The 25,449-nt window shown below is 75.8% G+C and carries 22 protein-coding genes; 18 read left to right on the forward strand and 4 right to left on the reverse strand.

From position 1 onward, the window contains the following. From J2S44_RS37795 to J2S44_RS37860, 14 genes are all read left to right on the forward strand, one after another. On the forward strand, positions 1-186 hold the full coding sequence (locus J2S44_RS37795) for a putative phage tail protein (RefSeq protein WP_310424526.1): 186 nt from the start codon (positions 1-3) through the stop codon (positions 184-186). After that, positions 183-851, forward strand: a complete 669-nt coding sequence (locus J2S44_RS37800) for a CIS tube protein (protein WP_310424528.1) — start codon at positions 183-185, stop codon at positions 849-851. The genes J2S44_RS37795 and J2S44_RS37800 overlap by 4 nt, the downstream gene beginning before the upstream one ends. Continuing rightward, complete coding sequence (locus tag J2S44_RS37805) at positions 848-2,032, forward strand: phage late control D family protein (RefSeq protein WP_310424530.1); 1,185 nt, start codon at positions 848-850, stop codon at positions 2,030-2,032. The genes J2S44_RS37800 and J2S44_RS37805 overlap by 4 nt, the downstream gene beginning before the upstream one ends. Continuing rightward, entirely contained in the window at positions 2,029-2,652 is a 624-nt protein-coding gene (locus tag J2S44_RS37810; protein WP_310424532.1) for a phage baseplate assembly protein V, read from the forward strand. Before J2S44_RS37805 ends, J2S44_RS37810 begins: the two co-directional genes overlap by 4 nt. Then, positions 2,649-3,053 (forward strand): GPW/gp25 family protein, encoded by a 405-nt coding sequence (locus tag J2S44_RS37815; protein WP_310424534.1) that lies wholly within the window; start codon positions 2,649-2,651, stop codon positions 3,051-3,053. Before J2S44_RS37810 ends, J2S44_RS37815 begins: the two co-directional genes overlap by 4 nt. Then, a complete protein-coding gene (locus J2S44_RS37820; protein ID WP_310424536.1) occupies positions 3,050-5,023 on the forward strand; it encodes a putative baseplate assembly protein in 1,974 nt (657 codons plus the stop codon). Before J2S44_RS37815 ends, J2S44_RS37820 begins: the two co-directional genes overlap by 4 nt. After that, on the forward strand, positions 5,020-6,981 hold the full coding sequence (locus J2S44_RS37825) for a putative baseplate assembly protein (protein ID WP_310424538.1): 1,962 nt from the start codon (positions 5,020-5,022) through the stop codon (positions 6,979-6,981). Before J2S44_RS37820 ends, J2S44_RS37825 begins: the two co-directional genes overlap by 4 nt. 238 nt (positions 6,982-7,219) lie before the next feature. Continuing rightward, a complete protein-coding gene (locus J2S44_RS37830; protein ID WP_310424540.1) occupies positions 7,220-9,139 on the forward strand; it encodes a phage tail protein in 1,920 nt (639 codons plus the stop codon). Between the two features lie 36 nt (positions 9,140-9,175). Beyond that, on the forward strand, positions 9,176-10,447 hold the full coding sequence (locus J2S44_RS37835; RefSeq protein WP_310424542.1) for a hypothetical protein: 1,272 nt from the start codon (positions 9,176-9,178) through the stop codon (positions 10,445-10,447). Further along, entirely contained in the window at positions 10,447-12,618 is a 2,172-nt protein-coding gene (locus tag J2S44_RS37840; protein WP_310424545.1) for a hypothetical protein, read from the forward strand. Before J2S44_RS37835 ends, J2S44_RS37840 begins: the two co-directional genes overlap by 1 nt. Next, positions 12,615-13,700: a hypothetical protein gene (locus J2S44_RS37845; protein ID WP_310424547.1), complete on the forward strand. Its 1,086-nt coding sequence runs from the start codon at positions 12,615-12,617 to the stop codon at positions 13,698-13,700. The genes J2S44_RS37840 and J2S44_RS37845 overlap by 4 nt, the downstream gene beginning before the upstream one ends. Before the next feature lie 100 nt (positions 13,701-13,800). Continuing rightward, complete coding sequence (locus tag J2S44_RS37850; RefSeq protein WP_310424549.1) at positions 13,801-14,310, forward strand: hypothetical protein; 510 nt, start codon at positions 13,801-13,803, stop codon at positions 14,308-14,310. Continuing rightward, entirely contained in the window at positions 14,307-15,755 is a 1,449-nt protein-coding gene (locus J2S44_RS37855; RefSeq protein WP_310424551.1) for a hypothetical protein, read from the forward strand. The genes J2S44_RS37850 and J2S44_RS37855 overlap by 4 nt, the downstream gene beginning before the upstream one ends. Next, positions 15,752-17,827, forward strand: coding sequence for an AAA family ATPase (locus tag J2S44_RS37860; RefSeq protein ID WP_310424553.1), 2,076 nt, complete (start codon positions 15,752-15,754; stop codon positions 17,825-17,827). The genes J2S44_RS37855 and J2S44_RS37860 overlap by 4 nt, the downstream gene beginning before the upstream one ends. Before the next feature lie 165 nt (positions 17,828-17,992). On the opposite strand, the gene J2S44_RS37865 is transcribed toward J2S44_RS37860, so the two are convergent. The 3 genes from J2S44_RS37865 to J2S44_RS37875 all read right to left on the reverse strand — a co-directional run bounded on the left by J2S44_RS37865 (position 17,993) and on the right by J2S44_RS37875 (position 19,609). Further along, positions 17,993-18,184: a hypothetical protein gene (locus J2S44_RS37865; RefSeq protein ID WP_310424555.1), complete on the reverse strand. Its 192-nt coding sequence runs from the start codon at positions 18,182-18,184 to the stop codon at positions 17,993-17,995. 211 nt (positions 18,185-18,395) lie between these two features. Then, on the reverse strand, positions 18,396-18,845 hold the full coding sequence (locus tag J2S44_RS37870) for a hypothetical protein (RefSeq protein WP_310424558.1): 450 nt from the start codon (positions 18,843-18,845) through the stop codon (positions 18,396-18,398). A gap of 560 nt (positions 18,846-19,405) precedes the next feature. Next, complete coding sequence (locus J2S44_RS37875) at positions 19,406-19,609, reverse strand: hypothetical protein (RefSeq protein WP_310424560.1); 204 nt, start codon at positions 19,607-19,609, stop codon at positions 19,406-19,408. A gap of 256 nt (positions 19,610-19,865) precedes the next feature. On the opposite strand from J2S44_RS37875, the gene J2S44_RS37880 reads away from it, so the two are divergent. Then, positions 19,866-21,014 carry an epoxide hydrolase family protein gene (locus J2S44_RS37880; RefSeq protein WP_310424562.1) on the forward strand — a complete coding sequence of 383 codons (1,149 nt, stop codon included), beginning with the start codon at positions 19,866-19,868 and terminating at the stop codon, positions 21,012-21,014. 63 nt (positions 21,015-21,077) lie between these two features. On the opposite strand, the gene J2S44_RS37885 is transcribed toward J2S44_RS37880, so the two are convergent. Continuing rightward, the gene (locus J2S44_RS37885; RefSeq protein WP_310424564.1) at positions 21,078-21,500 is read right to left on the reverse strand and encodes an SH3 domain-containing protein; all 423 of its coding nucleotides are present in this window, start codon (positions 21,498-21,500) and stop codon (positions 21,078-21,080) included. Positions 21,501-21,741: 241 nt separating this feature from the next. Between J2S44_RS37885 and J2S44_RS37890 the strand changes: the two genes are divergently transcribed. Genes J2S44_RS37890 through J2S44_RS37900 form a run of 3 tightly spaced genes read left to right on the forward strand, consistent with a single transcriptional unit; the run spans position 21,742 to position 25,285 of the window. Beyond that, positions 21,742-22,230 carry a 2Fe-2S iron-sulfur cluster-binding protein gene (locus J2S44_RS37890; protein WP_310424565.1) on the forward strand — a complete coding sequence of 163 codons (489 nt, stop codon included), beginning with the start codon at positions 21,742-21,744 and terminating at the stop codon, positions 22,228-22,230. Then, the gene (locus J2S44_RS37895; RefSeq protein ID WP_310424567.1) at positions 22,227-23,216 is read left to right on the forward strand and encodes an FAD binding domain-containing protein; all 990 of its coding nucleotides are present in this window, start codon (positions 22,227-22,229) and stop codon (positions 23,214-23,216) included. Before J2S44_RS37890 ends, J2S44_RS37895 begins: the two co-directional genes overlap by 4 nt. Beyond that, positions 23,213-25,285 carry a xanthine dehydrogenase family protein molybdopterin-binding subunit gene (locus J2S44_RS37900; protein WP_310424569.1) on the forward strand — a complete coding sequence of 691 codons (2,073 nt, stop codon included), beginning with the start codon at positions 23,213-23,215 and terminating at the stop codon, positions 25,283-25,285. Before J2S44_RS37895 ends, J2S44_RS37900 begins: the two co-directional genes overlap by 4 nt. The last annotated feature ends 164 nt before the right edge of the window (positions 25,286-25,449 follow it).

Raw genomic sequence — 25,449 nt, forward strand, 5'->3', positions numbered from 1 at the left:
ATGGCGTCCGTGACCATCCACAACCTCGAGGTGCGGTTCACCGTCGAGGGCGACGACAACGCGGTCTTCACCCGGCTGTTCGAGCGGCACATGCGCGCCTGGGACCGCGCCTACCAGCAGGAGTGCGCCCGGCGGGAGCGCGGCGCGGCCGACCGCAGCTTCGGTGACCGGCGGGTGACGCCGTGACCGCGCCGGCCGTCGCGGCGGGCCGGGGCATCGCGGTCGCGCACCTGGAGATCGTCCGCCCGGAGATCGCCGACGAGCGGGCCCGGCGGGTGCCGCTGCGGTTCAACCCGGCCGACTACAAGCTGAGCAAGGCGAACACGTTCGCCGAGGTGCCGATCCCGGGGCTGGAGACGCCACCGATCCAGTACGTGCGCGGCGGCAGCGAGACGCTGACGCTGGAGGCGCTGGCCGACACGTCCGACACGCTGGAGGACGTCCGCGAGCGCTACGTCGACCGGCTGCGGTCGCTGATGACGCCGGACAGCCGCGAGCACGCGCCACCGATCGTCCGGTTCGTCTGGGACCGGTCCGTCTTCACCGGCGTGCTGGAGAAGCTGGACGTCACCTACCAGCTGTTCCTGCCCGGCGGCGTGCCGCTGCGCGCCAAGCTGGACCTCGGCCTGAAGGAGTACCGCCAGGTCGCGCCGCAGGCCGTCGACCCGCCCCGCTCGTCACCGACCGTGGAGAAGAGCTACGTGGTGCGCCGCGGCGACACGCTGCCGTCGATCGCGGCCGCGCTCTACCGCCGGGCCGGCGCCTGGCGGGAGCTGGCCCGCGCGAACGGCATCACCGACCCCCGTGACCTGCGCCCCGGCCAGGTCCTGACCGTGCCGCGGCTGCGATGACCGCGCCCGCGAACCTGGTCGAGGTCGCGCCCGCGGACCGGTACGCGCCGGAGTTCCGCGTCGACATCGAGGGCCTGGAGCTGGACCCGTCGACGAAGAACGACATCATCGACCTGAAGGTGGTCCGCGACCTCGACGAGATGTCCGGCTTCGACCTGACGCTGAACAACTGGGACGACGTCGCGCTGACCTTCAAGCACAGTGACGCGCCCCGGTTCGGCACCGGGCGCCGGGTCGCGGTCCGGCTCGGCTACGCCGACAAGCTGATCACCGTGGTCACCGGGATGATCACCACGGTCAGCCCGGCGTTCCCGGACGGCGCCTCGCCCACGGTGGCGATCAGCGGCGTCGACGGGCTGGTCAAGCTCAAGGAGCGCAAGCCGGCCGAGAACGAGGCCAAGATCTACCGGAACGTGGCGGACTGGCAGATCGCCGAGCAGATCGCGGCCCGCAACCACCTGCGCATCGAGGTCACCCGGGAGGGGCCCACGCACGAGGTGGTGGTGCAGAAGAACCAGGACGACGCCACGTTCCTGATGGAGCGCGCGAAACGCGTCGACTTCGACTGCTTCCTGCTCACCGACCCGGACACCGGCCAGGACACGCTCTACTTCATCCGGCCCACCGACGGGCGGGACGGGCGGCCGGTCCGCGTCTACCGCCTCGCGTACGCGCCGGGCCTGGCGACCGGCCCGGGCGCGCAACCGGCCGGGCTGGTGCCCAACCTGATCAGCTTCACGCCCACGCTCACCATCTCCCGGCAGGTCGGCAAGGTGACCGTGCGCGGCTGGGACCCGCGCACCAAGCAGCCGATCGCGTTCACCGCGACCGCGGAGAACCTGCCGCCCGGCGGCGGTGACGGCGAGAGCGGGCCGGCCGCGGCCGCGTCCGCCATCCCGGACCGGCAGGACGTGATCGTGGACGCGCCGGTGGCCAGCGACGAGGAGGCCCGGGAGCTGGCGATCAGCCTGCTCCGCGAGCGGGCGTACGAGTTCATCACCGCGACCGGCCGGATCGCCGGGCTCCCCGAGCTGCGGCCCGGCGACAACCTCGAGGTGTACGGGCTGGGCCGCCGCTTCACCGGGTCGTACTACGTCAAACGGGTCGAGCACTCGCTCGGCACCGGCGGATTCCTGACCGACTTCACGGCGCGGCGCATCCACGACGGAGGAACGGCATGAACGGCATCGAACCCCGCTCGTTCAGCACCGACCGGCGCTACTACGGCGTCGTCGCCGCGCTGGTCGACGAGGTCGACGGCGACGACGAGACCCGGGTGCGGCTGCGCTACCCGTGGTTCGACCCGGCGTTCGTCAGCGACTGGTGCCGGGTCAGCCAGTTCTACGCCGGCAACGGCTACGGCGCGGTGTTCGTCCCGGAGACCGGCGACGAGGTGGTGGTCGCGTTCTACCAGGGCGACATGCGCTTCCCGGTGGTGCTCGGCGGCGTCTACAACGGCGTCGACCGGCCGCCGACCGCGCGCACCGGCGGCCGGGACGAGAAGATCATCCGTACCCGGCACGGTCATCGGCTGGTCTTCGACGACACGCGGAGCCGGGCGGCCGTGCGGATCACGTCGGCGGCCGGGCACGAGATCGAGCTGGACGACGCCGGCAACGAGATCCGGGTCCGGGCCGCGAACGGTGGGCGGATCACGCTGCAGGCCGGCGCGATCCACCTGGACAGCAACAGCATCACGGTCGGCGAGCGCACCGACCTGCTGTCGGCACTGCTTCGGCACGTCCACCCGGTGCCGCCCTCCGGCGGGACCAGCGGCCTGCCGACCGGGGCGACGGCATGAGTGACGACTTCCTCGGTACGGGATGGCGGTTCCCGATCCTGCCGGACGAGACCGGACGGCTCGCCTACGCACGCGGGGCGGAGAGCATCGAGCACTGCCTGCGCGCGCTGCTGCTGACCGCGCTCGGCGAACGCGTCATGCGCCCGGAGCTCGGCACCCGCGCGCCCGCGCTGGTGTTCGCGCCGGACAGCCCGCAGCACCTCGGCGACCTCGAGGACTCGCTGCGCGACGCGGTCCGCCGCTGGGAGCCGCGCGTCGACCTGGACGAGGTGCGCGCCGAGCGGGTCGCCGGCGCCGAGGGACACGTCACGGTCACCGTCGTCTACCGGGTGCGGCGCAGCAACACCCGCGCGAACCTCGTCTTCCCGTACTACCTGGGCCTCACCGGGAGCCCGTCGTGAGCCTGACCCCGCCGGTCCTCGACGACCTCACCTGGGACGCCATGGTGGAGGCGGCCCGCCGCCGCATCCCCGCGGAGTCGCTGGGCGAGTGGACGCTGCACGCGCCGGTCGACCCCGGCATCACGCTCGTCGAACTCCTCGCCTACCTGCTGGAGCAGCAGCTCTACCGGCTCGACCAGGTGCCGGACGAGCTGGTCGTGGCCGTGCTGCGGCTGCTCGGCGTGCCCGGCCCGCTCCCGGCCCGGCCGGCCGGCACCGTGCTGGCCCTGAGCACGTCGCACGCGGGCACCGTACCGGCCGGAACGGTCCTCTCCCGCGACCCGCTGGCGCGGGTCACGTTCACGCTCCGCGACGACGTCACCGTGCTGCCGGTGGAGGTGTCCCGCCTGATCGCCGGCGGCCGGGACCGCGCCGCGGACCTGGCGGCCCGGCGTGGCGTGCCGCTGCTGGCCACGACCGGTGAGCCGGCCGAGTTCCGGGTCGAGCTGCGGGCCACCGGGCCGGTGCCGGCCGGGGCGACGCTGTCGCTGCTGGTCGAGCTGGACGCCGGCGTGCGGCACCCGCCGTCGTGGTCGGCGCAGGCGGCCGACGTGCCGGCTCCGGCGGCGCTGACCTGGTCGTGGTACCGGCCGGACGGCGACGGCTCGCGGACCGGTGGCTCCCGTCCCGGCGGCGGGTCGTCCGCTGGCTCGCGGCCCGGCGGCGACGGGCCGGGCCGTGCGGAGGCGGCCTGTGACGTCGTCGACGGGACCGCGGGGCTGCGCCGCTCCGGCATCGTCACGCTGACGCTGCCCGGCGAACGGCCGGTGTACGGCCTGCGGGTGCGCGCTCGGTCCGCGACGTTCGCGGCACCGCCGGTGCTGCTCGCGCTCGTCCCGAACGCCGGCGCGGCCGAGCAGTCCGAGACCCGCGTTGCCGACGCCGAACTGGACGAGCAGACCCGTGCGTGGCTGCGGCTGCCCGGGCAGCACCTGACGCTGCCGGACGCGCGGGGCCGGCTGCTCGACGCCGTGCTGCGCATCCGCCGCGGCGGCGAGTGGCAGACGTGGCGGCGGGTGGACGCGTTCACGTTCGCCGGTCCCGGCGACCGGGTGTTCCGGCTCGACCGGGAGACCGGCGAGCTGCGCTTCGGCGACGGCCTGACCGGCGCGATCCCGGTACCCGACCGCGACGGCGGCGCGGTCGCGGTGCGGTACCGGCTGGGTGGTGGCACGGCCGGCAACGGCGGGCGCACCGCGAACTGGGTCGCCGTCCGCGGCGTCGGCGACGACGTGCTGGTCACCGCGCACAATCCGGTCCCGGCCGAGGGCGGCCGCGACCCGGAGACCGTCGCCGAGGCGCGCGCCCGGGCCGGTGACGAACTCGCGGCCGTGCACCGGGCCGTGACCGCGGCCGACTTCGAGGAACTGGCCGCCGGTACGCCCGGGGTCGCGATCGCCCGCGCCCACGCGCAGGTCGGTGGTCACCCGGCGTATCCGGGCACACCGGTGCCGGGCGCGGTGACCGTGCGGATCGTGCCGGACGTGCGCCGCGACGACGGCCTCGGCTCCCCGGTGCGGCCGGACCCCGGCATGCTCGCCGCGGTCCGGAAGCGGTTGGCCGCGGCGCGGCTGATCGGCACCGAGGTCTTCGTCTGCCCGCCGCGCTACCGGCGGGTCGCGTTGCGCGTCACGCTCGCGTCCCGGCCGGCCGACCCGGCCGCGGTGACCCGCCGGATCCGGGACGGCCTGCGCCGCCACCTCGACCCGGTGGTCGGCGACGGCGGCGCGGGTTGGCCGTTCGGCGGGCCGCTGCGGCCGTCCGCGCTGCGCCGGGTCGCGCAGGACGCGGCCGGCGACACCGCGGAGGTGACCGGTGTCGCGATCGGCCTGGACGGCGCGCCACCGGCCGAGGACTGCGCCGACGTGCCGCTGCGCGCCGGTGAGCTCGTCGCGGCCGGTGACATCACGGTGAGGGAGGGCACGCGGTGACCGACGTCTGGTGGGAGCGGGCCGGCAGCGGGACGTGGCGGCCCGACCTGGTCGACGCGACCCGGGAGAGCGTGCGGGCCGCGATCGGGGCGCGGATCCCGGCGTACACGCCGGAGTGGACCGACCCGGACCGGCACGACGCCGGTGTCGCGCTCGTCCGCGTGTTCGGCGCGCAGGCCGAGCCGGTGCTGGAGCGCGTCAACCGGCTGCCGGAGAAGGTGCGCGCCGAACACCTGACCATCGCCGGGGTACGACCGCTGCCCGCGGCCGCCGCGACCGCGTTGCTGGCGTTCACCGTCAGCCCGCCCGGCACCGACTCGCTGCTGATCCCGGCCGGGTTCCAGGCCGGCGCGCAGCCCGCGACCGGCACCGGCGGACAGGTCGTCTTCGAGACCGCGGCCGACCTGTGGGCCACCGAGGCCACGATCGGCGCGGTCCTCGTCGGCGAGGGCGGGCGGCTGCAGACCGTGTCCGGCGCGACCAGCGGCAACCGGCCGTTCGCGCCGTTCGGGCCACGGCCGGCGGTCGGCACCGCGCTGTGGATCGGGCTGACCGGCGACGCCACGCCGTACCCGGAACTCACGCTCGGCGTCGTCGTGCCGGACGCGAACAGCCCGGTGACGCTGCGCTGGGACGTGCTCGACGGCGACCGGTTCGTGGCCGCGCAGGTCGTCGCGGACGGCACCGGCGGGCTGCGCGGCACCGGCGTGATCGCGTTGCGCACGCCGCGCACGTGGCGTCCCGGCCGCCCGGCCGGCACCGGCACCGCGCCGCGTCTGCGCTGGCTGCGCGTGCTGCTCGACGGCCCGCCGGCGACCGTGCCGGTGCTGGCCGCGGTCCGGCTCAACATGGTCGCCGCGACCGCCGCGCGGACCGTCCGGGACGAGGTGCCGCAGGCGGTGCAGGGCGGCCCGGTCGACGGGCGGACCCGGATGACGCTCAGCCAGACCCCGATCGTGCCCGGCAGCGTGCGCCTCGCCGTGGAGAGCGACGACGCCGCGGACGTGTTCGGCACGGTCGTGGCGCCGGTGACCACCTGGCGCGAGGTGGCGAGCCTGGCCGGCCGGTCGCCGGACGAGCGGGTGTTCACGGTGGACCACACGGCCGGGGTGCTCACGTTCGGCGACGGCGTGCACGGCGCGCGGGTGCCGCTCGGCTTCCGTACGGTCGTCGCGGAGCGCTACCGGGCCGGTGGCGGCGCGGCCGGCGCGGTCCCGGCCGGCGCGGTCGCCGCGCTGGTCACGGCGCAGGCGTACGTGACCGGTGTGACGAACCCGTTCCCGGCGCGGGGCGGCGCGGACGCGGAGCCGCCGGAGCGGGCCGCACGGCGGGGCGCGGCGCAGCTCGGCTCGGGCGGCCGGGCGGTGACGCCGGGGGACTACGCGCTGCTGGCGTTGCGTACCCCCGGTGCTCTGGTCGCCCGGGCGCACGGCGTGGCCGGGCTGGACCCGGAACGACCGGGTGCGCCACGGCCCGGCGTGGTCGGCGTGCTCGTGGTGCCGGCGCTGCCCGACGGCGAGGAGCCGCCGGTGCCGGGCGCGGCGACGCTGCGCGCGGTCGCGGAGTACCTGAGCGCCGAGGCGGCACCGGCCGGCGTGCGTGTCGTGGCCGGTGCGCCCGACTACCGGCGGGTCGCGACGGAGGCGTGGATCGTGCCCGATCCGGACGCCGACCGGGCCGCCGTGTTCGCGGCCGCGGCCGACGCGCTCGTGACCTTCCTGCACCCGGTGCGCGGCGGGCCGGCCGGCGACGGCTGGCCGTTCGGCGGGCCGATCCGGCACACCCACCTGATGCGGCGGCTGCTCGCGGTGCCCGGCGTCCGCGCGGTCCCGCGCCTGCGGCTGATCGTGGCCGGCGTCGCGGTCCCGAGCTGCGGCGATCACGCGCTGCCCCGGCACGCGCTGCCCTGGCCGTCCCGGCCCCTGATCTTCCCAGCGGACCCGGAGGTGACGCCATGAGCGCGTTCGCGACCGAATCATCGGCTCGGCGCCGGCCACGCCGGGCCCGCGGCGTGGCGGCGATGCCCGGCGTCCGTGGGCGTGCGTGCGCATCGTCGGCTCGGCGCCGGCCACGCCGGGCCCGCGGCGTGGACAGGCGTGCGTGCGAATCGTCGGTGCGGCGCCGGATCGTGGGATCCGGTCCGGGTGGGACGGCGGTGCGGTTCCGGCCGCCGTGCGGTCCGGGGGGAGGTCCGGCATGAGCTGTGGGACGACGGGACCGACGTTTCGGCTGCTCGACGCGCACGTCGGGTGGGACCCGGAGGAGGGCGGCGCCGCCGGGCTGGCCGGGCTGACCGACCCCGGAGGGCTGCGGCTGGCCCGGCTCGGGACGGACCCGGACGCGCCCGGCCGCCCGGACCTGCTGCCCTGGTTCCCGGACCCGCGGCTGGCGCCCGGCGGCGCGCCCGGAAGCTGGTTCCTGCTCACCCCGGGCGGTCTGCGGCGCCGTGCCGCCTGCGGCACCGGGTTCGTCCCGGCGCTGCGGGCCACCGGCGACGCGGTCGCCTACGCCGGGCACTGGCTGGCGATCGCCGGCGCGGACGGGGTGCGGCTGTGGTGGCGCGACGGCGAGCACCTGATCGCGGTGCTGCCGGTCCGCGGCGCCCGGCTGGTCACGCTGGCCCCGGACGGCGCCGGCGCCGTGCTCACCGACGGCGGTGTGCTGCGCCGGTTCGCGCCCGGCGGCGCGCCGGCCGGCCGCGTCGAGACCGGGCTGCGCGACCCGATCGTCGGCCTGCGGGCCGGCCGGCACGGCGAGCTGTGGCTGCTCACCGACGACGACGGCACCCCGCGCCTCTGGCGGTCGCGGCACGGCGGGGCACCGCGTCCGGCCACGATCGCCGAGCTGGCGGCCGCGCTGCCCCGCTCGGCGCTGACGGCCGCCTGGGACGGTGGCTTCTGCCTGCGGGAGCCCGGTGCCGACGGGATCGCCGCGGACCGGTGCTACGACTGGGACGGCTGCGAGCTGGACGGGCCGCCGCCACCGGTGGCCGACCGGCACACGGACGGCGAACTGCGCACCGAGGCGGTCGACGGCGGGTTGTCGCGCTGCCGATGGCACCGGGTCAGCCTCGACGTGGACCTGCCCGCGGGCACGTCCGTGCGGATCGCGGTCGCGGTCACCGAGGCCGGGCCGGAGGAGCCGGCACCGGACGCGGCCGACTGGCAGACCGCGCCGGCCGGTGCCACCGACTTCCTGATCGACCAGCCTCCGGGCCGCTACCTGCGCCTGCGGCTCGCGCTCGCCGGGGACGGGACGAACACGCCGGTGGTACGGCGGGTGCGGCTCGACTTCCCGCGGGTGACCAGCGCCGAGCTGCTGCCCGCGGCGTTCCGGCAGGATCCGGCCGCGGACGACTTCACCGAGCGGTTCCTGTCGCTGTTCGACACCACGCTCGCCGGCATCGACCGGGTGATCGACCGCTATCCGGCGCTGCTGGACGCGGACGGCGTACCCGATGCGGCTCTGCCCTGGCTCGGTGAGCTGCTCGGGCTGGGCTTCGACAGTGCCTGGGACGCGGACGTGCGGCGACGGCTGCTGGCCGCCGCGCCCGAGCTGTACCGGCGGCGCGGTACGCCGTGGGCGTTGCAGGAGGTGATCCGGATCGTCACCGGCGTGCGCCCGCACCTGGCGGAGTCGGCCCGGGAGCGTGCCTGGCTCGGCCTCGGCGGCCCCGGCACCGCACCGCGCGGTGCGCTCGGGGCCGGGCGGCTCTTCGGCCGGTCCGCGGCCCGGTTCCGGCTGGGCACGTCCGCGCTGGACACCGCGCCGCTGCACAGCACCGGCGACCCGCACGCGGACCCGCTGGCCGAGCACGCGTACCGATTCCAGGTGGTGGTGCCGGCGCCGGTCGCGGCCGGGCCGGTCCGGGAGCTGGTCGCGGCGCACGCACCGGCGCACACGCTCGGCGCGGTGCGGACCGGCGGGACCGGCTGGGTCGTCGGGGTCGCGTCCGCGGTCGGCGTCGACACCGGCTTCACCGTGCTGCCGCCGCCGGTGACCGGGCGGGCGCGGCTGGGCGGGGACGCCGTGCTGGCGGACGGCCGGCGCGGCCCGCACCGCGGGATCACCGTCGGCGAACGCGCGACCGTCGGCGCGGACACGGTGGCTTTCTGACAACGGTCCGATGAGGACGGGGAGGGACGAGAGGCGATGACCACGACAGAGAACGACTTCGACGCTCCGGAACTGCGGCGGCTGCGCTACTTCCACGGGCGGATGCTCGGCGCCCGCGATCTGCAGGGCGAGCAGGAGTACATCCGGAACAAACTCCGGCTGCGGGTCCGTAACCTGCTCGGGTACGGCGTGGTGTGCGGCCTGTTGGTCGAGGCCACCGGCCACCCGCACCCGCACGCGGCCTCCGGCGAACCGGCCGGCCAGGCGGGGACGGCGGAGCAGGCGGGTACGGCGGAGCAGGCCGGGGAGGTGGACGCGAGCGGCCGGCCGCGTCCGAACCGGGCCCGGGTGCGCCTCACCGCGGGCCTCGGCGTCGACCGGTGCGGCAACGAGGTCGTGGTCCGCAACGACTGCGAGATCGACCTGTTCGAGGCGCTGGCCGGCGCGGACCGCGGCGGCGAGGCCTGCACGATCTGGCTGGGCGTCCGCTACGACGAGGACGCGGTCGACCCGACCCGCACGGTCTTCACCTCCGACTGCGGCGACACCTCCGACTGTGAGCCCGGCTGGATCCGCGAGGGCTACACGATCGTGGTCAGCACCACCGCGCCGGAACCGGACCGCTCCTGCGACTCCTGCGGCGGCTGCGCGGACTGCGACGACGGGCACGACGTGCTGTGGCTGGCCCGGATCGAGAACGCCGAACGGCACCGCCCGGTCGGCGCGGACGACGTCGACCCGACCGTGCGCCGCCCGTTCGGCCGCCGGGTGCCCACCGTGATCACCGGGATCAACTGGGTGCACGGCAAGACGTACACCGTGCAGGAGGCCAAGGAGCTGCTCGGCACCACCGACCCGGACGGCGGCCTGGTGGTGCGCTTCTCCGACGACATCCGCACCGAGTGCCTGCGCCGCGGCGTGGTCGACGTGCAGGTGATCGAGGGCGGTGCCGGGAAGAACGCGGACTCCTGGTTCATGGGCGGCGAGTTCACCGGCGTGCCGGACACGGAGTTCACCCGTGAGCTGCGCTTCCGGCAGACCACCCGGGAAACGCTGCAGGACGACGACCGGGTGCACATCACGGTCCGCAGCGCGTTCCTGCTCGACCGCTGCTGTCACCCGGTCGACGGCACCCACGTGGGCGGGCTCGTCCCGCTGATCGAGAACGGTTACGGCGACCCGCGCACCGAGGACTGCCGCCCGTCCGGCTGCGCGACCCCACCGTCCGGCTACGGGCCGTGGACGTCCGGCACCGGCAAGGGCGGCGACGTGTTCGAGAGCTGGTTCTTCGTGAGGGAGGGCTACTGATGGGCTGCGGATGCGGCTGCGGATGCGGCGGCGGGTGCGGCGGTGCGTGCGGCGGCGCGGCCACCCGGGTCGGCACGGCGTTCGTGCGGCCCCGCTGGTTCGCCGGCATGCTGCTCACCGAGGACGACCTGCGGGCGCTCACCGCGTACGTCAGCGGCAAGGACCGCCTGCACAACAGCCGGCTGGCCGGGTCCGGCGTGGTGTGCGGCCTGGAGGTCGCCTGCGACCCGTGCGGCGGCGGTACGGTCACGGTCCGGCCCGGCTACGCGCTGGACTGCGCCGGCCACGACATCGTGGTCGGCTGCCCGGAGAAGGTCGACGTGGTCGCGCTCGTCAACGACCTGCGGGTCCGGCAGCTCGGCGTGGACTGCGGCGATCCGTGCGGCGACCGTGCGTTCGGGCTGTACGCCCGCTACACCGAGGAGCGGGTCGAGCCGATCTCGGCGTACCCGACCGTGGACACCTGCGCCCCGGCCGGCTGCGAGCCGTCCCGGGTCCGGGAGACGTACCGCTTCGTGGTCAAACCGGTCGACGACGCGGCCGGCCACCGCTACCGGCCGGACGTGTGGCTGACCGCGCGGCTCGGCGACGAGGAGAAGCTGTCCGGGCTGCGCGAGCAGGGCTGGCGGCTCGGCGTGTACGGCACCGCGATGCGGCACGCCACCTGGACCGGCGCGCGACCGATCGAGTTCGACGCGGAGACCGCGGACCGGTTCCGGGACGCGGTCGCGGTGCTCGGCGCGGCACCGGAGACGCCGTCCGACGCGGAGGTGCCCGACCTGGTCGAGCAGATCCGGGCGCTGGGCAGCGCGCTGGCCCGGCTCGACACGTACCCGGACGCGGACCGGGACCGGATCGCCGGCGAGGCCGGTGTGGACCTCGCCGAGGGCCGTCGGGTGCTCGGCGTGGGCGTGGCCGCGGTGCCCCGCGTCGCGGTGGAGCGTGTCTGGCCCGCCCGCACGCGGCAGCAGATCGCGCTGGCCGTGCTCGACGAGGGGCGGCGGCACGCGGACGGGCCCGGCGACGGCCTGGAGACCCGGATGCTGGCGCAGGGACTGCCGCTGACGTACGCGCTCCGGGCCGCGCTGATCGCGGACGCGCACCGGATGCGGCGGTGGCTGCTGGGCGCGCTCGAGTCCGGCGACCCGGCCGACTGCGGCCTGCTCCGCGCGGTCGAGTCGCTGACGCTGCCGCGCCCGCTGCCGGCGGAACCGTCCGGCGACGACGCGACCGCGGGGATGACGGCGCTGACGCTGCTCGGCCGCGCGGCCGTCACGCTCGGCGGCGCGCTGTCCCGGCACGTGACCGACACCGCGACCGCGGCGGTCCGGCCGCCGTGCGCCGACTGCGCCGACCCGGACGTGCTGCTGGCCGAGGTCGAGGTGACCGACTGCGAGGTGGTCCGGGTCTGCGCGACCGGCCGCGAGCAGGTGCTGCCCGGCGGGCCGGGGTACGCGGCCTGGGCGCCGTCGGTGGCCGAGGCGCGGGAACTGGCCACCCGGCTGGGCTGCGGCGTGCTGCCGCCGCTGCCCGCACCGGACGGCGACGACCGGGAACCGGGCGACGGGCCGGTGGCGCTGGGATACCTGGCACACCTGCTGTCCGGACCGCCCGCGGGCGACCTCGACCGGCTGCTGCGGTTGCTGCGGCACGGGTCCGGGCCGTCCGACGTGGACGCGCTGCGGGACGAGGTCGCGGAGCTGAGCCGGCGGGTCGACCCGGGCACCGACCGGTCCGGCGTGGCCGAGCTGCGCGGCGAGCTGGCGGAACTGGCCCGGCAGGGCGCGGCCGTGGGCACGCTGCGCGAGCAGGTGGCGGAGCTGGCCCGGCAGAACGCCGCGGTGGCGACGCTGCGGACCGAGGTGGCGCGGCTGAGCCGGCCGAGCGCGGACGTGGAGACGCTGCGTGCCCGGGTGGCGGAGCTGAGCGACTCCCGTACCGAGGTCGAGGAGCTGCGTGCGCAGGTGGCCGCGCTGAGCCGGCCGGATGCGGAGACGGCGGCGTTGCGCGAGCAGGTGGCGTCGCTGACCCGGCAGATCGAGGCGCTGGCCGCCGGTGCCGAGGCCGCCCGCGCGGAGACCACGCCGGACGAGGCGGAGGCGGAGCCGGAGACCACCGCGCCGGCCAAGAAGACGACGCCGCGCCGCCGGGGCGGGGGTGGCACGCGATGACGGTCACCGCCCGGCCGGTGTTCAGCGAGGGTCAGATCCTCGCCGCCACCGACCTGTCCGCCATCGTCGACGCGGCCCGGCACCGCGCCGCCCGGCACGACCGGTACCTGCACGACTGGGGCATCGCCGAAGGGCTGGACCTCGCGGGGGCGTCGCTGACCGACCCGGAGACCGGGCTCGCCTCGGTGGAGGTGACGCTGCGGGCCGGCGTCGCGATCGACGGCACCGGCCGGGAGGTCGTCGTCCCGGCCGACGTCGCGTTGCAGGAGTCCGCTTTCCAGGACGTCAACGGCGCCGACCCGGGCACGGACGGGCCGTTCCCGGTGTTCCTGGCCGGTCTCGACCGGCACACCGGCGGCCGCGTCGACGAGTCGTACCAGATCCTGTTCGGCCGGCCCGGCGACGAGCGGCTCGTCGGCGAGCAGCGCCCGCCCGGCGTCGGTGACGGGCCGGGCGACGGCAGCCGGCCGTGGCTGATCCTGCTCGGCTTCGTCCGCTGGCGGGGCGGCCGGTTCACCGAGGTCGAGCCGGACGCGCCCGGTGCCCGGCGGCGCCACGCCGGCGTGCGGGCCGGCACCGTCTCCGCCCGGGAGGGCACGCTCGCGCTGCGGGCCCGGCCGTCCGCGAGCGAGGGCGGGCCGGTCGTCACGATCGACGAGACCCGCGGCCTGGTCTTCGGCCGGTACCGCGCGGACGGCACCGTCGACCCGCTGCTGACCGTGTCGCCGCGCGGCGACCTGAGCGCGGCCGGCAGCATCACGGGCGGGCAGAGCCTCGGCGTCGCGGTCGCGTCCGGCGTGGCCACGGACGGCATGCTGCTGCCGCTGCCGGCCGGGTTCCGCGCCGACGAGGTCGCCGACGGCGACGTGCTGCTGCACACGACCGTGACGCCGCACGTCACCCCGGCCCCGGCCGACCTGCCGGGCGTCTGGCTGGCCGTGCCGTTGGAGTGCGCGGTCGGCGCCGATCGCCGCCTGCGCTGCCGCACCCGCTGGGTGCGCGTCGACACACCCGGGGAGACGGCCGACCGCCCGTCCGCGGCCGATTTCATGGTCGTCGCGACCGCGGCGGGCACGCCATGACCGGCCGCGCGCACCCGGCGCGCATGCCGGCCGGGCCGGGCCGTCCCGCGCGGCCGGGCACGAACGGCCGCGTCGGACGCGGTCCGAAGGAGAGTGCGGCATGAGCGACACGATCGTCTACGAGTCGACGACCGGGCACGTGCTGGGCGCGATCGCCACGCCGGGCGCCGGTGCCGGGGTGCCGCCGGTCGCGGACCTGGTCGGGACCGAACTGCCGCTCTGGTCCGGCGTCGACGTCACGGTGCCGGCGGAGCGCCTGTCCGCGGCCGCGGTGGTGCCCACGCCCGGGCTGCTGGCCGGCCCGCTCGGCTTCGGCGTCGAGACGGTCGGCGGCGCGCCCCGGTCGCAGCTGCTGCGGCTGGCCACGTGGGGCGGCGGCGGCGTGCGGCTGGACGCGGACGGCGTGACCGTGTCGCTGCCCGCCGACGTGCCGGACGCGACACCGGTGCTGGTCGTGGTGGCCGGCGAGGACGGCCCGGTCGCGCTGCTGCCGGCGCGGATGACCGGCCGTTCGCTGACGCTGCGGCTGTCCCTTCCGGACGGCGACTACGTCCTGCTCACGCTGGTCACCGGGTACGCCGGCCGGCTCGACCCGCTGACGGTGGGATGACCGGCGTGGACCTGGTGATCGACCGCTGCACCGTGCGCGTGGTCCGGCGCGGCGGGTGGAGCTGGGGGCCGGACCCCCGGGCCCTGCCCGCCCGCGTGCTGGACGCGCTGCCGGAGCTGCTGCTCGCCCACCTGCCCGCGCACGTCACCGCCGCGGCCGAGGCCGGCCACGACGTGGAGATCACCGAGCCGGTCACGCTCGACGTCACGATCACGCTCGCCGACCTGCTCGCGGGCCTCGCGGAGCCGACGCCGGCGGCTCCGGAGCCGACGCCGGGCGGCCCGGCCGGACACCACCGCACCGCGCCCGCCCCGGACGGCGAGCCGGCCCACCGGGACGGGGCCGCGCGGGCACCGGCCGGGCTCACGGCCGAGGATCCGGAGAACCCGGAAGGCCCGCCGAGGGTACGCGCGAACGCGCTCGCCACGGCCGTCGCCGCGCTGCGCGACGGAGGCGTGCTCGACCGTCTCGCCCCGGACCAGCTCGCCGCGCTCGGCCTGCCGCCCGGCGACGGCGGCACCGCGCCGGGGACGGCTGTCGCCGCGTCCGTCCCGCCGGCCCGGCGGCAGCGGAGCGAGGTCGAGGTCGACTCCGCGCTGCCGTTCCTGGCGGCCGCCGCGTACGCCCGGATCGGCCTGCTCGACGCGATCTTCGACGCGGTTCCGGGCGGGGACGCGCCGCTGCTCGCCGCCGCGCTCGCCTACCAGGTGCTGTCCCCGCCCCGGCGCGGATGGCTGCGCGCGGACGCGGACCGGGTCGCCGCCGCCGCGTTCGCCGGCCTGGCCGAGCCGCCGCCCGAGGACGCGCTCACCGCGTTGGCCCACCGGACCCGGCCGGTGCTGCCCGCGCTGGCCGCCACGGTCGGCCTGACCGTGTGCGCCGGCCACCCGCCCGGCCGCCCGCTGCTGGTGACCCGCCCCGAGCGGGGTGGTGTGCTGCTGGCCGAGGCCGACGGGCTGTTCCCGGTCGCGTGGGCCGCGGACGTACCCGCGCTGGTGCCGTTCTGGCACGCGGCCGGCCGGCCCACGGTGCTGGCCACACCCGGCACGGACGCGCCGGAGCTGGACGGCCGGCGCCCACCCCGTACCGCCGAGGTCGTTGATCTGATCGGCCGGCTCGGGGAACTCACCGACGCGCTCGGCGCCCGCACGGCGGTTCCGCTCGCCGTGGACGACGCGTTCGCCCGCGCGCTGATGGTCACCGCCGGCGTCGGCCTCGGCACGATCGCGTGGCTGCTGTGGCGGCATCGCGAACCGACCGACCCGCAGCTCGCGCTGGACCGGCTCGGTGACCTGAGCGCCCGGGTCCGGTTCACCGCCGAGGAGGTACGCGTCCGGCTGCCGCTCGGCCGCCGGCACGCCGACCTGGCCGCGCACGGGCTGCTCACCGACGTCCGGCACGCGGTCTGGCTCGGCGGCCGGACCCTGACGTTCGACGGGGGATGACCGTGCCCGACCGCTCCGAGCCCGCGCTCGCCCACCTGCGCCTGCGGTTCGCGCCGCTGCACCGGGCCCTCGCCGCCGCGGTGGACCGGCGGACCGAGCTGACCGAACGGCTCGCCCGGCCGGACCTCACGCCGTACTGTGTCGCCGCGGACCAGGCCGAACAGCTGCTCGGCCAGATCGGGCAGGTGCTGCCGCCGGACGTGCCGCCGACCATCGCGGAGCCGGGGGAGGCCGCGGCCGAGACGGCGCTGCGCCGGACGGCCGCCGCAGCCGGGATGACGCTGCCGCTGGACGACCTGGCCGCCCGGTTCCGGCTCGGCCGCGCCGACCAGGACGCGCTGCTGCTGCTCGTCGCGCCGGAGCTGAACCCGGCCTACGAGCGGCTGTACGCGTACGTCGTCGACAACGTGAACCGGGGCCTGCCCGGCCCGGAACTGCTGATCGCGCTGTTCGGGCCCGGCATCCGGCGCCGCCTCGGCCCGGCCGCGCCGCTGCTGCGCTACGGGCTGGTGCGCCCGCTGCCCGGCGCGCCGAGCTGGGTCGCGCAGGAGCTGACGCCCGCGCCCGGCCTGGTCGACCTGCTGCTCGGGGAGGCCGCCGACGCCGGACTGATCGGCCACGACCCGGCCGAGGTGGTGCCGCGCGACGCAGCGCCGCCCGGCACCTCGGCGCTGCGGCGGCTGGCGTCGGCGCTGGAGGCGGGCCGGCTCGACGTGGCCGGCCTGTGGGGCGGCGCGCCCGGCGACGCCGCGCTCGCACTGGCCACGTACGCGGGCCGGCCGCTGCGCCGGCTGCCGGCCGGCGCCGACCCGGACACCGTCGCCACCGGGCTGCGCACGGCCGCCGCGCTCGGCGCGATCGTCTGGGTGCGCACCGACGACCTGCCCGCGGACGCGCCGGTCGCCGGCCTGCTCGCCCGTTCCCGGGTGCCGGTCGTGCTGACCGGTGTGACCCCGTGGCGGCCGGTGTCGCTGCTGTCCGCCCGCGCGTACGGGGAACTCGACCTGGCCCCGGCCGGCTACCGGACGCGGCGCGAGGCGTGGGCCGCCGCGCTGCCCGGCCTGCCCGAACCGGTCCGCGACGACCTCGCGGTCCGGTACCGGATGAACGGCGAGGAACTGCGCGCGGTCGCCGCGGTCGCGGCCACCGGGGCCCGGCTGGCCGGGGACTCGCCGCTGGCCGACCACGTGGGCCCGGCGGTGGCCGCGGTGACGCGCGGCCGGGCCCGCGGCTACCTGCGTGCGATCGCGCCGCGCCGCTCGTTCGACGACCTGGTGCTGCCACCGGAACAGCTCGCGCACGTCCGGGAGATCTCGGCCGCGTTCCGCGCCTGGCCCCGGGTCGCGGAGGCGTGGGGATTCGGCGGGCGGTCCGGGGAGACCGGCGTGAAGGTGCTGTTCACCGGCGAGTCCGGCACCGGCAAGACGCTCACCGCCGAGGTGCTGGCCGGCGCCGCCGGCATGGAGCTGCTCGCGATCGACCTGTCCCAGGTCGTGTCGAAGTGGGTGGGCGAGACGGAGAAGAACCTGGAGGCGGCGTTCCGGCAGGCCGAGGAGAGCCAGGCGGTGCTGTTCTTCGACGAGGCCGACGCGCTGTTCGGCAAGCGCGGCGAGGTCAAGCACGGCACGGATCGCTACGCCAACCTCGAGGTGGGCTATCTGCTGCAGCGACTGGAGGGCAGCCCCGCGCTGGCGATCCTGGCCAGCAACCTGCGGGAGAACATCGACGCGGCGTTCACCCGCCGCTTCCACTTCGCCGTCAACTTCACCCGCCCCGGCCCGGCCGAACGACGCCGGCTGTGGCGCCTGGCGTTCCCACCCGCCGCGCCGCTCGCCCCGGACGTCGACCTCGACGCCCTGTCCCGCCTCGACCTCACCGGCGCCGCCATCGCGTCCGCCGCCCGCAGCGCCGCGCTGCTGGCCGCGGAGGCCGCCGAGGTCTCCGCGACCCCGGACCCGGCGATCTCGATGCGCCACGTGGTCGGCGGCGTCGCCCGCCAGTTCCAGCGCGAGGCCCGCCTGTTGCGCGCCACCGACCTGGGCCGCTACGCCGACCTGCTGCCCGCGGCCTGATCCCGGCACCCCACACCGCCGGCTGCGCGCGAAAGGTGCCGCAAGGACCGCGTCGGGGCCGATCGAGCCGGTTTCGATGGGCGAGTACCGGCCAACTACGGCCGCAACGGCCGCTGCCAGCCGGTTCCGCTGGACCAAGACCGCCGACCGGATGCTCACCGGGACTCAGCGCAAGCCCTCGGCCGCCCAACGCGGCAGGTCGTCGCGGCCCTCGTACTTTTCACAGGCCACCCGCATCGAGCGCTCCAACCGGCTGAACGCCTCCCGATCCCAGACGAGATCGCATCGCAGTCCGAGCATGAAGCTTTCCTCGACGGACTCGAACTCCCGCTTCAACACCACCGACGCGTCGTCCACGCCCGCATCATGGCATCTGGCCATGACAACCCGAACCGTCGAAGTACGTCGGACACGCAACACCGGAGCCGCTGTCGAGGTCGAGTGGGGCTTGCGGCTGGTGGTCGCTGAGCGCGGACCGGATCGTGTGCCGTTCCGGCCGTCCGGTGCCCGGAGACGGTCGGTGGCGGCCGACGACGAAGGGCCCGCGCGGGCCCTTCGTGACGGATGGTCAGCGTGCGGGGGCCTCGACCAGGTAGACCTTCGCGGTTCCCGGGCCGTGCGGCCCGACCGCCCGGACCCGGCGCTCGCCGGCCTCCAGGCGCACCGCCGGGGTGCGGTAGGTGCCCGCCACGCCGCCGACGTAGCCCAGCTCCAGGTCGTCGACGTAGGTGTTGAAGTAGGCGAGGCCCTGCACCTCGTACTCGAACACGTACGATCCGGCGTGCGGGACGTTCGCCGGGTAGCTCGTCGGCGTGGTCACCTCGCCGAGGAACTGCCGGTAGGTCGTCCGCGCGGCCGGCGCGTGGCCGGTGGCGGCTGGCCCGACGATGGCCGACCCGGCGGTGGCCGAGCCGGTGGCCGCGACCGCCGCCCCGGGTCCGGCCACGATCATCGCCGCTACCGCGAGCCCGCACGTCGCCGCGGCCGTCGCGCTGCGGTAGAGCCTCTCGTGCCTCATCGGAAGGTTCCCTTCTCTCGATCGCCGGTGGAACTCGGCTCCGGCGACGACCACACCGGGTGGACCACCCGGGCCCCGATCACACACAGTGCGAGAGCGCTCTCTCAGTGCCGTCGAAGTCTGTCAATGAAGCATGCGGCTTGTCAACGGCCCGGAACGGGGCAGGGAACTCCACTGTGCTCCCGCTCGGGTCCGCGGCGGGCGCGGTGGGCGCGGCAGCATTCCCGGATGCGTGAGCCCGTAGCGGTCGCCGGTCCTCCTGACCGTCACGCGGACGGTCGGCCGGGACCACGGGCATACGGACGTCAGCCTCTGGTGCGTCCTGGCCAGCACCGGCGACGAGGACCTGCGCCCGGACGCCGGCGAGTTCCACGCCGTCCGCTGGTGGACGCGTGCCGACCTGGCGGCGGCCGACCCGGACCGCTTCGACCCGCACTTCTTCCGCTTCCTGACCGCCCTCGACCGCGACGGGGACCGCGGCCGCGACGAGGTGCCGTCCGGTACCCCGTCGACGTGTCCGTACCCGCCGTCCTGAACCACGGCACCGGATCGCCGTGGGGTCAGCCGGAGCGCCGGACCTTGCGCACGAGCATCGCCCAGACCCCGTACCCGGACCCGGCACCGCCGTTGACCGCGCCTGCGGCGGAGCCCAGGAACAGGGCGTTCGCGCAGTCCGGACACACCTCACGCCCGGTGATCGTCTTCTCGAACGGCTCGCGGACACGACGGCCGCAGTCGGGGCAGTCCCGGCCTGACAATCCCATCCGCGCCTCCTGCGACCGGGTACCTGCGCGCACGACCGTGCCGCACGTTCGGACCGGCTCATCGGCTGTCCCGGCCCGGACCTGACCCGTAGGCGCATCTGCGGCTGCCCGTGCCCGACGGAGAAGCGCCGGCATGAACCCGGAGCGGTCCGGGCCCCGACACTATCCAGAAGTGGAGGAAACTTTTCTAAGTTGATTTTCTCCTCCACTTTATGGGTATGGTGACGGCCCGCCCCGCACGAACCTGGAGCAACCGATGTCCGACGTCACCCCGTTCCCCATCGCGATCCCCGACGAAGACCTTCTCGACCTGCGGCGACGGCTCGCCGCCACCCGCTGGCCGGACCGGGAGACGGTCCCGGACGCCGGCCAGGGACCGCAGACCGACCGGATCCGCGCGCTCTGCGAGTACTGGGCCACCGAGTACGACTGGCGGCGCTGCGAGCGGGACCTCAACGGGCTCGGCTCCTCGCGTGCCGACATCGACGGGTTGGGAATTCACTTCCTGCACGTGCGCTCGCCCGAGCCCGGTGCGGTTCCGCTGCTGCTCTGCCACGGCTGGCCCGGGTCGGTGCTGGAGTTCCGGGAGCTGATCGGCCCGCTGACCGACCCGGTCGCGCACGGCGGTGACGCCGCCGACGCGTTTCACGTGGTGATCCCGTCCATGCCCGGCTTCGGCTTCTCCGACAAGCCGGCCGAGCCCGGCTGGAACGTGGCGCGGATCGCCGACGCGTGGATCACCCTGATGCGGCGCCTGGGCTACGACAGCTGGTTCGCTCAGGGCGGCGACTGGGGTTCCGCGGTCGTCGAGCGGATCAGCCGCGCGGCTCCCGACCGCTGCCTGGGCGTGCACTTCAACCTGCCGCTGGTGTTCCCGACCGCGCAGGAGATCGACGAGGCCACGCCGGAGGAGCAGCGGATGATCGAACGCGCCCGGCGCTACCGGGACGAGCTCGACGGGTATGCCCGGGAGCAGGCCACCCGCCCGCAGACGATCGGCCACGCGCTGTCCGACTCGCCGGCCGGACTCGCCGCCTGGATCTACACGCTGTTCCAGGACGTCGCCGAGCACGACGGCGACCCGGAGACGGCCGTCGGGCGGGACGAGATCCTCGACGACATCATGCTCTACTGGCTGCCCAACGCGGCCGCGTCCGCCGCGCGCCTCTACTGGGAGGAGCGGCGCAACCCCACGTTCGCCACCGAGCCGAACCCGGTGCCCGCCGGTTTCAGCGTCTTCCCCGGCGAGGCCGTGCAGGCGTCCCGCCGGTGGGTCGAGCGCCGCTACCCGACCGTGCTGCACTACGCCCGACTCGAGCGCGGCGGGCACTTCGCCGCGCTCGAGCAGCCCGGCCAACTCACCGACGAGATCCGCACGACGTTCCGCACCCGCCGGAACCGTTAGCCGCCCGGGACCGCGTGGTGGTGCCCCGGCTTTGCCGAGCCGGGGCACCACGCCGCCGCAGCGTCAGCAGCGGCCGACCGACCGCTGTCCTTCGACCAGCGAGGAGTGCACGTAGCCGGTGCCGACCGGGGAGTTGACCAGGAACCAGCGGTTGGAGCTGTAATCGGAGTTCGGCGGGCTGACCCACTGGTTGTCGGTCCAGCAGAGCATGTCGACGCCCTGGCCGTTGTAGAGGTAGGCGCCCGACGATATGGGCGGGCAGCCGGTGCTCGCGCAGGTGCGCACGTTCGCGCCGCCGGAGTTGGAGCCGATGTAGCTGGTCCAGGCGAGCGCGGGGGCCGCGGTGGCGAGCACCGTGGCGAGGACGGCGGTCGTGGTGAGCGACGCGCCGCCGAGCAGCCGTCGTGCCGTGGTCGGTGGGTGCGACAGACGCAGGGGACGTCCTTTCGATCGAGGCCGGTGCGATGTCCGGATGGGCTGAGCCAAGCCCACGTGGTCGTCGCGGTGGAAGGTCGCGGCGCCGATCCGGACGCGGCCCGTACGGTCCCGGTCGCGCCCGTACAAGCCCGTACGGCCTGCTCAGCGGTGGGGCGGCCGGCCCGGTACGCCCGGTACGCCCGGTCCGCGGCCGGCCCGCCCGGTCTTCGGCGCCGGTGGGCTCGCGGGATCGTGTTTCGGCCGGGCGGTGACGGGCACTCCGCCATCAGGACGACTCTGGGAGGCGCAGGTGGCGGTCGCGTTAACGGTCGAGGTCAATGGGGAGCGGCGGGATCTCGTGGTGGATTCGCGGACCACGCTGCTGGACGCGCTGCGGGAGCATCTCGGGCTGACCGGGGCGAAGAAGGGGTGTGACCACGGGCAGTGCGGGGCGTGCACGGTGCTGCTGGACGGGCGGCGGGTGAACAGCTGCCTGATCCTCGCGGTCACCCAGCGCGACGCCTCCGTGGTGACCGTGGAGGGGCTGGGCGGCGATCACCCGGTGCAGCGCGGGTTCCTGGAGCACGACGGCTTCCAGTGCGGGTACTGCACGCCCGGGCAGATCTGCTCCGCGGTCGGCATGCTGGACGAGGCGCGGCAGGGGTGGCCGAGCGCGGTCACCGACGGCGACGAACCGCGGCTCGACGAGGATGAGATCAAGGAGCGGATGAGCGGCAACCTGTGCCGCTGCGGCGCGTACGCGAACATCGTCCCGGCGATCGCGGAGGCGGCCCGATGAGGGAGTTCACCTATCACGAGGCGGCGGACGTGGCCGGCGCGGTCGCCACGCTCACGCGGGATCCCGAGGCGACGTTCATCGCCGGTGGGACGAACCTGGTCGACCTGATGAAGCTCGGCGTCGCGACGCCCGGTGCGCTGGTGGACGTGGCCCGGCTGCCGCTGCACGACGTGACCGAGCTGCCGGACGGCACGCTGCGGGTCGGCGCGACGGTGCGCAACAGCGAGCTGGCCGCGCACCCGGAGGTCCGCCGCCGCTACCCGGTGCTGTCCCAGGCGCTGCTGGCCGGCGCGTCCGGGCAGTTGCGGAACATGGCCACGACCGGCGGGAACCTGTTGCAGCGCACCCGCTGCCGGTACTTCCAGGACACCGGCAAGGCCTGCAACAAGCGCGAGCCCGGCACCGGCTGCCCGGCCCGCGAGGGCGACCACCGCAATCTGGCGATCCTCGGTGCGTCCGAGGCGTGTGTCGCCACCCACCCGTCCGACATGGCGGTCGCGCTGGCCGCGCTCGGCGCCCGCGTCCGCGTCGTCGGCATCGACGGCGAGCGGGAGATCCCGGCGGACGAGCTGCACCGGCTGCCCGGCGACCGGCCGGAGCAGGACACGGTTCTGCGGCGCGGCGACCTGATCACCGCGGTCGACCTTCCGCCGCTGGACGCGGCGCGCCGGTCCGCCTACCGCAAGGCCCGGGACCGGGCGTCCTACGCGTTCGCCACCGGCTCGGTCGCGGCCGCGATCCAGCTCGAGGACGACACCGTCGCGGACGTACGGCTGGCGTGGGGCGCGGTCGCGCACCGGCCGTGGCGTGCGCACCTGGCCGAGGAGGCGCTGCGCGGCGGGCCCGCCACCCGGGAGGCGTTCCTCGCGGCCGCGGACGCGGAGCTGGCCGCGGCCGAACCGCTGCGCGACAACGCGTACAAGATCCAGCTGATCCGGAACATGACCGCGGCCGTGCTCGGCGCGCTCACGGAGGGACGGCGATGACCGCCACCGTTCCCGGGCGTGCGCTCGGCACGCCGCTGGCCCGCGTCGAGGGCCCGGACAAGGTCACCGGCGCGGCCCGGTACGCCGCGGAGTACCCGGTCGGGAACGCGGCCCACGCCTGGGTGGTCCGGTCGCCGGTCGCGCGCGGGCGGCTGCGGGACGTCGAGGTCGACCCGACGCTGGACGGCGTCCTCGCGGTGCTGTGGCACGGCAACGCGCCCGAGCTGGCGAAGCCCGCCGACCCGGAGCTGTGGGTGCTGCAGACGGACGCCATCTCGTACCGTGGGCAGGTCATCGCCCTGGTGGTCGCGGAGACGCTGGAGGCGGCGCGGCACGCGGCCCAGTCGGTGGTCCTGGACATCGAGGAGGAGCCGCACGACGTCGTGCTGCGCGCGGACCACCCGGAGCTGTACACCCCGGACAAGGTCAACCCGGGCTTCCCGGCGGAGAGCGCACAGGGTGACGCGGAGGCCGCGCTCGCCGCCGCGGAGGTGACGGTCGACGTCACCTACACCACGCCGGCGCTGCACAACAACCCGATGGAGCCGCACGCGACCATCGCGGTCTGGGACGGCGACGACGACCTCACGCTCTACGACTCCAACCAGGGCCCGCACATGGTCGCGCCGGACGTGGCGAAGGCGCTCGGCCTCGACCCGGCGCGGGTGCGGGTGGTCGCGGAGCACGTCGGCGGCGGTTTCGGTTCCAAGGGCTCGGCCCGGCCGAACGCGGTGCTCGCCGCGATCGCCGCGAAGGTCACCGGCCGCCCGGTCAAGCTGGCGCTGCCCCGCCAGGCGCTGTTCACCATGGTCGGCTACCGGACACCCACCATCCAGCGGGTACGGCTGGGCGCCGCGAAGGACGGCACGCTCACCGCGATCACGCACGACGCGGTCTCGCAGTCCTCGCGGCTGTTCGAGTTCGCCGAGCAGACCGCGGTGGTGACCCGGCACATGTACGCGGCCGCGCACCGCCGTACCGGTCACCGCCTGGTCCGGCTGGACATGCCCACGCCGCGCTGGATGCGGGCGCCCGGCGAGGCCCCCGGCATGGTGGCGCTGGAGTGCGCGATGGACGAGCTGGCGCACGCGCTCGGCATCGACCCGATCGAGCTGCGGGTGCGCAACGAGCCGGACGCCGAACCGGAGAGCGGCGAGCCGTTCACCAGCCGCCACTACGTGCGCTGCCTGCGCGAGGGCGCGGAACGGTTCGGCTGGGCCGGCCGTGACCCGCGCCCGGCCCGGCGCCGCGACGGCGAGTGGTGGGTCGGCACCGGCGTGGCCGGCGCGACGTACCCGGCGATGGCCCAGCCGTCCACCGCGGCCGCGACCGCGCTGCCGGACGGGCGGGTGGAGGTGCGAATCGCGGCGACCGACATCGGTACCGGCGCACGCACCGTCCTCACCCAGATCGCGGCGGACGCGCTCGGCCTGCCGGTCACGGACGTGACCGTGCGGATCGGCGACACCCGGCTGCCGCGCGCGTCCGTGGCCGGCGGCTCGTCCGGCACCGCCAGCTGGGGCTGGGCGATCGACGGCGCGTGCCGGCAGCTGCGGGAGCGGGGGATGACCGGCGAGGTCGTCTTCGACAGCACCGAGCTGGTCAAGGCGCGCGGTAACGACGGCCGGCACGCGTTCGGCGCGCACTTCGCGGAGGTGCGGGTCAACGCGGTCACCGGCGAGGTGCGCGTCCCGCGGCTGTTCGGCATGTACGCGGCCGGCCGGATCCTCAACCCGCGCACCGCCCGCAGCCAGTTCATCGGCGGGATGACCATGGGCCTGGGGATGGCGCTGCACGAGGAGGGCGTGCTCGACCCGCACACCGGCGACTGGGTCAATCACGACCTGGCCGACTACCACATCCCGGCGCACGCGGACGTCCGTGACATCGACGCGGCCTGGATCGACGAGCAGGACGACCAGCTCAACCCGATGGGCAGCAAGGGCATCGGCGAGATCGGCATCGTCGGCTCACCCGCCGCGATCCTGAACGCGGTCTGGCATGCCACGGGTGTCCGCATCCGTGACCTTCCGGCCCGGATGGACCGCATCCTGCCGCATCTGCCGTGACGAAACGGGCTTTGCCGCCATGCCGTCGGCTTTACCGCCATGCCACTGGCTTTGCCGCTATGCCGTCGTCGTGGGCGAACACCTAATCGGCGCGAGCGGGGTCGAAGCGGCGCGACGGGACCCGGTGATCTTCGCGGGTGTGCGAGCGTGGGCCTCCCCGGCCC

The organism is Catenuloplanes niger (genome assembly GCF_031458255.1).
Taxonomy (GTDB): domain Bacteria; phylum Actinomycetota; class Actinomycetes; order Mycobacteriales; family Micromonosporaceae; genus Catenuloplanes; species Catenuloplanes niger.